The organism is Microcoleus sp. D2_18a_D3 (genome assembly GCF_036702455.1).
Taxonomy (GTDB): domain Bacteria; phylum Cyanobacteriota; class Cyanobacteriia; order Cyanobacteriales; family Microcoleaceae; genus Microcoleus.
Genome location: NZ_JAUBTK010000159.1, coordinates 1 through 6,567, shown reverse-complemented (window position 1 = coordinate 6,567; position 6,567 = coordinate 1). Strand labels below are relative to the sequence as shown.

The window sequence follows — 6,567 nt, the reverse complement described above, 5'->3', positions numbered from 1 at the left end:
CTGATTTTTCGCTCATCTGACTACATTACCATATTTCTCGGCTCTTACTCTCACTATTTTTCACCTGAATCCTTACCAATTATTTTTACAAAGTCAGCATAATTCATACCTATCCGATCTTCACAGTGGGCTTCAAAAATTAAGAAATCATATTGATGAGATATATGCTTTAAGAAATAAAGTTGATTCAAATCAACGTTTACTAAAGAAAGTAGTTGTCGAACAAGGGAGTCAGATTATTGACTTAGATTCTTTAATCTCTCCCAAGTTTCTCAACTTAACTAGGGATATTTCTAATCAATTAGAACGTTGGAATAATGCTGATTGTCAAACTAAAAACCAGTGCCAAACATTAGCATCTGATTTAAAAGTAGTGAAAGACAAACTAAAAAATGCTCTAATTAGCCGAAAAAAAGATTTAGAAAATATAAACCCAGAAACTTATTATTATATAATTTTAGTAGTGTTGATACTTTCATTATTCGTTAGTGTGTTTATGATTTTTATTTATGATAAAACAAGAGGAGCAATGTTATTCAGTGTAGCATTATCATTAGGAATATTTATATTTTTAATTACGTTTTTCATATTATTAATACCACTAATATTTATATTGAGTAGCAGACACAAAAAAAAGCAAAAAATAATCTACTTTTTACAAAATTTAACCAATAATTGGCAAGAATGACATATCAATCTGACCCTATATGCTTTGAAATTTATCCTCAGCGGACTATTCAGGATAACTCTCGCCCAACTGAACTCCGTAAAAACCTCCTGCAAACCCAACAACAGCTAATTAGCTCAATTAGCCGCCTCGGTACTAACCTAACAATTTCCCTCCGCTATATTTATGACCCCAATCAATCCCCTAAACTCAAAACCTACCTTTTAATCGCTCGCCCCCACAACACCCACACCGAAGAACATTCCGAACAAATCCTGAGCCTCCTCACCAAAGGCAAATTAAGCCAATTCTTCACCCTCACCCCTCAACCGAACCTTACCCCCTTCCAAAACTTAGACTGGGTGCAAGTGATTGGCAAAATTCTCAAACATGAGGAATTAATCGCACCCCAAAATTACTATCTACCTCACCTATTCGAGGCAAATCAAACCAATGATATGTCAGCAGTCTGCGAAGTCCTCCACCGCTTAGACAGCAAACTCATTTTAGAAATCACCCTGCAAACCTATCACAACCCCAATCAAAAATCCTTGTGGGTAAATGCCATCAACCAAATGCTCGCTCAATTAGAGAAAGTTAACGCCAGCACCAGCGGAATCAAAGACAACATTCTCTCAGTCACATCAGCACTCTACCAAAAATACCAACAGTCATATCCCAACAGCGACCTATTCCAATATAGCATCAAAGCCTTAGCCGAAAATCGTGCCGATGCTTTTCCCGTCCTCGACACCCTCATCAATCACGCCATCAAAGAAACCGCTCACGGGAAACGATGCCGAATCATCCAAATTAGCAAAGATAAACCCGGATTTTCCGAAAGCTTGCAAGCCACAAAAAACGTAGATATTTCCAGTGCTATTGAATGGGAAGGCTGGCACAAAAACAACAGTGAAATGTCTATTTCACAGGCAATTCAGCCGCAAAAAAAAGGATTAGCAAAATTCGGCCATTCTGTCCCTTTTCCCGACAAGCCATCATTCAACCATCAAAGTCAACCACCAATGATAGGTGGTATCAACTCAGAGCAAAATCCAAATCTACCGCAACTATATAATGCTGTTTCAGATGGTTCAGGTTTAGCGAAGTTGTCATCAACTCCGTCCCCATCTCGGATGGTTGATTTAAAGCCCTTGCACCGACTGGCGACCGTTCAAGAAATTAGCGGGTTTTTCCGCATAGCTGTTCCGAAAGTTGACACTAATACTTTCCTTGAGGGTAACGCGAATCAAATACCTCAAGAATTTATTGAGGTATTCACGATAGAAAAGGTGCTTAGGAAATATAGAGAAAAAATTACGGAAGACACCTATGTAGTGGGAATTGCTGAAGATGGAAAGGTTTGTATTTCCGATTTTTCCAAGATTCCCCACCGGATTATAGCAGGAGAAACCGGATCGGGTAAAACTAACTTTGTCACTTCAGTTATTTATCAATTTTTGTATGCCAATCCATCCCGTCAAATTTATATTGTAGATTTTCAGGCAGGTTTACACTACCAATTCATTGTAGACCAACAGCCGACCGTACAAATGGTAACACAAAATCAAGACTGTGCCAAACTGCTACAAGAGTTGTGGAACGAACATGAAAAGCGCCGACAGGAAATGCTAACAAACCGAGTCAGGAATCTGAATGACCTTAAAGAAAAACATGGAATTATTAAGGATCGTATCCTTCTGATTATTGATGAAGCATTTTATATCAAAATGGCTGAAAGAGACGTTAAGAAAACCATTGAGACACATCTCAATAACTTAGCCGCTCAAAGTCGTGTAACTGGAATTCATATCATCTACTGTAGCCAGACTCCAACATCTGATATTATTGACTCACAAACTTCAAATAACATGGGAGAAAAAGTTATTTTTAGAATTAATTCTAGCACAGATAGTAACAGATTACTGGGTGAGGCAACAGCAGCCAGTTTACCCGTAGAACCTAAAGGTAGAGCAATCTATAAAGGGTTAGACGGACAGCCAAAACTTGTGGTTACTCCCTATGTCCCGGATGACATTTGGGAAAATTCCTTGATTTAGATTAGAATAGTATTAATAGTTTTGGGAGTGAGAGCATGGGATTACTAGAGCAAATAGAAGACTTTCAGGCAACTATGGATAAAGTCCTAGAGTTGGTAGAAGAAACCAAAGCCTTAGCTGGACAGATAGAAGATACACCGCCTCGTGATTTACCAGCTAAAATGAAAATAATTTTTGAATTTTGTTCAGATGGGATTAATAAGCTCAATGAGGCTATTGGACAAGCAGAGGACATCCAGAAGACTGTAGGAGGCTAATGGGAATTCAGCAAGAGTGCGATGTGCTTCAGTCAATGCTCACTCAAGTTCTTGATAGCTTGGCTGAGGCGCAAAGTCGTGCTAAGTCTTTACAAGATGGCGATATATATGAGCTAAACCGAGAGATTTCAGACATTCGGGAAATCTGCTGTGAGGAAATGAGCCGCCTAAAAACCAGTCAGAATCAGATCGAATTAATTCAAGAGATGATTGGTAATCAAAGTTTTTTGGCTTCAATCATCTTGCCCACAATTAGCTTAGCCAATACTTCGGCTGATACTTCTATTATCACAAGTATCATCACAGATTTGAAAAACAATCCTTTGGCTTACAAGACTTTGCCTTGGCTCAAAATGTTAGGAGACTCAGGAGAACTAGCAGTCTTGAAAGTTTTGTTAAACGCTGACAGTGAAGATCAGCTTGATTGGTCGGAAGTGCAGATCAAACCGAAGCTTGAATCGAATTCGGGTAAAGAACTAAACCCCGATTTTTATGTAAGTTCCTGCCATCTTATTTGTGACGCGAAAGCTTGGAAACCTGCCAATCCCGAACTAGGCAGAAAAAGTTCAGTTGAGCTAAATGTCAGAAGCCTCAAGGCAACTGCTGAAAAGTATGCTGATGCTAAGTGTCTTAACGAGGGTGGCGAGATGAGACTTTATTTCCCTGAAGATACCTACAATCAGCAGAAATCTCTTCTCGACAAGCTGGAATCGGAAGTGCAGTCAAAGTTCAGCAATGTTAAGATTAAAATGTGCGCGATTCCAGGAGTCAACTACCAGGACTTAAGCCGCCAGACAAGATTTCGCTATACGTTTCTCAAGTGGCTTGGTTCGCCCAAGTAAAAAAAGTGCTATTCAGTGCCGATCGCACCTTGGAGTATGACTCAATCTCCTGCGACAATATCCATCGCTCGCATCCTCGAACAAAATGCCGAATCTGTACTGATTTGGGTAAACAACATATTTTCTGGTAAAACCGCGCAACCCCAAGACTTTAACTGGCTATTATTAGCCGATGTTTGCTCTGAAGCTGCTCGAAAAAGTCAAAATGGTTCAGGTTTTCCCGATCGCACATGGGCAGAAGTAGCAACCGCAATTTACGATCGGCTAGCCAATGATGCCGATCGCAAAAAACCAGGTAGCGGTGAGTCTTTTACGATTTCCTCAATGATGCTGCGGGCTGGGGCGATAGAAAAACACGGAGTAATTTCCGGTCATCCTGTTCTCGATGTTAACTTAATTCTACAATGGTTTTGGAACAACATCAAAGAGTCGTGCGAAGATGTGGAAAAAAAAGCAGCTAATTGGAAAACGCTACCCATTGCAGAAATTCGCGAGTTAAGACAACTTAAAAATCGATTGAAAGTTATCGCAGCCCTCGCTGACAGCGAGCAATATGTTTTAGATGAAAATCTCAACAGTTGGCTTTCCCTGCGGGAGAAACTACCGTAAAAGTGCGGGTACTCATCACGCAACAACTTCTCACCGTATCAGCCATAATAGTAACAAGTGAGTTTGGTAAAAGCGAGGAAATAACTATGGTTACTGCTACTGCTGTACAAGATAATTTTACTTTAGAAGAGTTCATCACCGAGCCGCCCGACAACATGGAATTGGTAGACGGTAAACTTGTGGAGAAAAATGGCATGACACTAAAGACCGGTAAAATTCAGTCAAGGCTAAGTCGTTACTGGGGAGACTATAAAGATTCCAGCGGACAAGGGGGAGAAGCTTATGTCGAAGTTCCTTGCCGCACTAACCAACAAATTCGCCGCCCCGATGTCGCTTATCTCACACCAGAATTAGTTGCAGAGTTTGGCAATCTTGCCACTTTACCCCAAAGTTTCTCTTTAGTTGCCGAAATAGTTTCACCCACCGATATCGCTGAAGATGTCTTTCTCAAAGCACAGGAATATTTAGAATCTAGCTGTCAGGAAGTCTGGTTAGTTTTTCCCGAAAGTCGTTTAATATTCGTGATGACTCAAAATCAAATATTGACATTTCGATCCGGCGATACCGTCCGCACCCAACAAATCCTGATCGGTTTTAGCATCGATGTCGATCGATTGCTAGCTTAAACTAAATTCTACAACCTTTCATGTAGCAGCACGCAACACAAAACTCTCCTCTACCCGTTGCACCAGTTCTGAAATCAAATTGCTACAATATGTTTAAGACTCCTCAGTCCGCCTTCGCGGACTTCGTTTGTATAGCATCGGAATTCTATTCGGTGGTATTGAATTAATATCCCACCATTATCGGAGCAAACCGCCATGTCAGACGACTTTTCCTTAGACGAGCTTTTAAATAGAAGTTACTACGCCTTCAAAGACGCAGAAAACCAAGTGGGACAGTGCAATGTTTTAGTCATCGGCAAAACCGGCGTTGGCAAAAGTACCCTAATAAATTCCGTTTTTCGCCAACGCTTAGCAGAAACCGGAGTCGGCCGCCCCATCACTCAAGGCATTCGCCAATATACCAAACCGAATTGCCCAATTACAGTCTACGATACTCCCGGACTCGAACTCAATGCCGAACAAATTAAAGTTATTCAATTAAACGTTGCTAAACTGATTGAAGACCAAAGACTCCTGCACCCAAAAGAACACATTCACGTCATCTGGTACTGCATCAATCACAGCGCCAATAGAATAGAATCTGTGGAAGAAAGCTGGCTAAAAGAAATGGAAGTCAAAGATGTACCAGTGATTTTAGTTTTGACTCAAACTACATCTAAAAAGCCCAGCGAGTTTTTCAAGCAACTGGAACACATGAATTTGCCCGTCAGTCAAATCATCCCGGTGATGGCTGAACCGGAAGAAATTGATGAGGATTATACAGTAAAATCTCACGGTTTAGATAAGTTGGTAGATGCAACTTTTCAACTGCTGCCGGAAGTAGCTAAAAAAGCTTTTGTTAAAGAACAAATTGCAAATATTGCGCTCAAATCCGATATGGCATTTAAATATCTAAGTGCTTATGTTGCAGGTTCTGCAATTGTCGGTGCGACTCCTGTACCCTTTGCTGATGCGCCGATTTTGATGACGATGCAAACGGCAATGATTGCTAATATTACAGTGATTTTTGGAATGCCCTTTGATAAGGGGTTTATTTCGGCGATGCTGTCTGCTATTAGCGGCGCTGGCGGGGTTACTGCTGTCGGCAGAAGTATTGTTACTAATTTGATTAAAATGATTCCTGGTGCGGGTACAGTTGTCGGCGGTGCTATCTCCGGTGCAACCGCAGCAACTCTCACGCTTGCTCTAGGTTTGGCTTACATTGAAGTGCTTAAAGCTTACATGAAAGCTCAAGTTAATGGCGAACAACTTTCTTTGCAACAGTTAACCAAGATGTTTGTGGAAATGTACAAGGAGTATGCTAGTTCTGGGCGTAAAACTTTGAAGGATGAGCAACCGAATCAACCTAAGCCTCCCAATCAAATTAATATTGAGTAAATTGGGCATGGGGCATAGGGCATAGGGCATAGGGCATAGGTTATTTGTTAGTTCGTAAGGATTCAGGTGAAAAATAGTGAGAGTAAGAGCCGAGAAATATGGTAATGTAGTCAGATGAGCGAAAAATCA

General features: G+C 40.7%; 6 protein-coding genes. All 6 read left to right on the top strand.

The annotated features are described in order from the left end of the window. Positions 1-684: 684 nt before the first annotated feature. The 6 genes from QUB06_RS33620 to QUB06_RS33595 all read left to right on the top strand — a co-directional run bounded on the left by QUB06_RS33620 (position 685) and on the right by QUB06_RS33595 (position 6,438). Positions 685-2,727 (top strand): FtsK/SpoIIIE domain-containing protein, encoded by a 2,043-nt coding sequence (locus QUB06_RS33620; protein WP_333439064.1) that lies wholly within the window; start codon positions 685-687, stop codon positions 2,725-2,727. A 35-nt stretch (positions 2,728-2,762) separates the two neighbouring features. Beyond that, a complete protein-coding gene (locus QUB06_RS33615; RefSeq protein WP_333439062.1) occupies positions 2,763-2,984 on the top strand; it encodes a hypothetical protein in 222 nt (73 codons plus the stop codon). Further along, entirely contained in the window at positions 2,984-3,826 is an 843-nt protein-coding gene (locus tag QUB06_RS33610; protein WP_333439060.1) for a hypothetical protein, read from the top strand. The genes QUB06_RS33615 and QUB06_RS33610 overlap by 1 nt, the downstream gene beginning before the upstream one ends. A 15-nt stretch (positions 3,827-3,841) precedes the next feature. Beyond that, the gene (locus tag QUB06_RS33605; protein WP_333439058.1) at positions 3,842-4,435 is read left to right on the top strand and encodes a hypothetical protein; all 594 of its coding nucleotides are present in this window, start codon (positions 3,842-3,844) and stop codon (positions 4,433-4,435) included. 86 nt (positions 4,436-4,521) lie between these two features. Next, positions 4,522-5,061: a Uma2 family endonuclease gene (locus tag QUB06_RS33600; RefSeq protein ID WP_333439057.1), complete on the top strand. Its 540-nt coding sequence runs from the start codon at positions 4,522-4,524 to the stop codon at positions 5,059-5,061. Positions 5,062-5,256: 195 nt separating this feature from the next. Continuing rightward, complete coding sequence (locus tag QUB06_RS33595) at positions 5,257-6,438, top strand: GTPase (RefSeq protein ID WP_333439055.1); 1,182 nt, start codon at positions 5,257-5,259, stop codon at positions 6,436-6,438. Positions 6,439-6,567: the final 129 nt, after the last annotated feature.

Bases quoted from the DNA above. Each gene is read 5' to 3' on its own strand.
- QUB06_RS33620 (WP_333439064.1), top strand. From the start codon at position 685: ATGACATATCAATCTGACCCTATATGCTTTGAAATTTATCCTCAGCGG.
- QUB06_RS33615 (WP_333439062.1), top strand. From the start codon at position 2,763: ATGGGATTACTAGAGCAAATAGAAGACTTTCAGGCAACTATGGATAAA.
- QUB06_RS33610 (WP_333439060.1), top strand. From the start codon at position 2,984: ATGGGAATTCAGCAAGAGTGCGATGTGCTTCAGTCAATGCTCACTCAA.
- QUB06_RS33600 (WP_333439057.1), top strand. From the start codon at position 4,522: ATGGTTACTGCTACTGCTGTACAAGATAATTTTACTTTAGAAGAGTTC.
- QUB06_RS33595 (WP_333439055.1), top strand. From the start codon at position 5,257: ATGTCAGACGACTTTTCCTTAGACGAGCTTTTAAATAGAAGTTACTAC.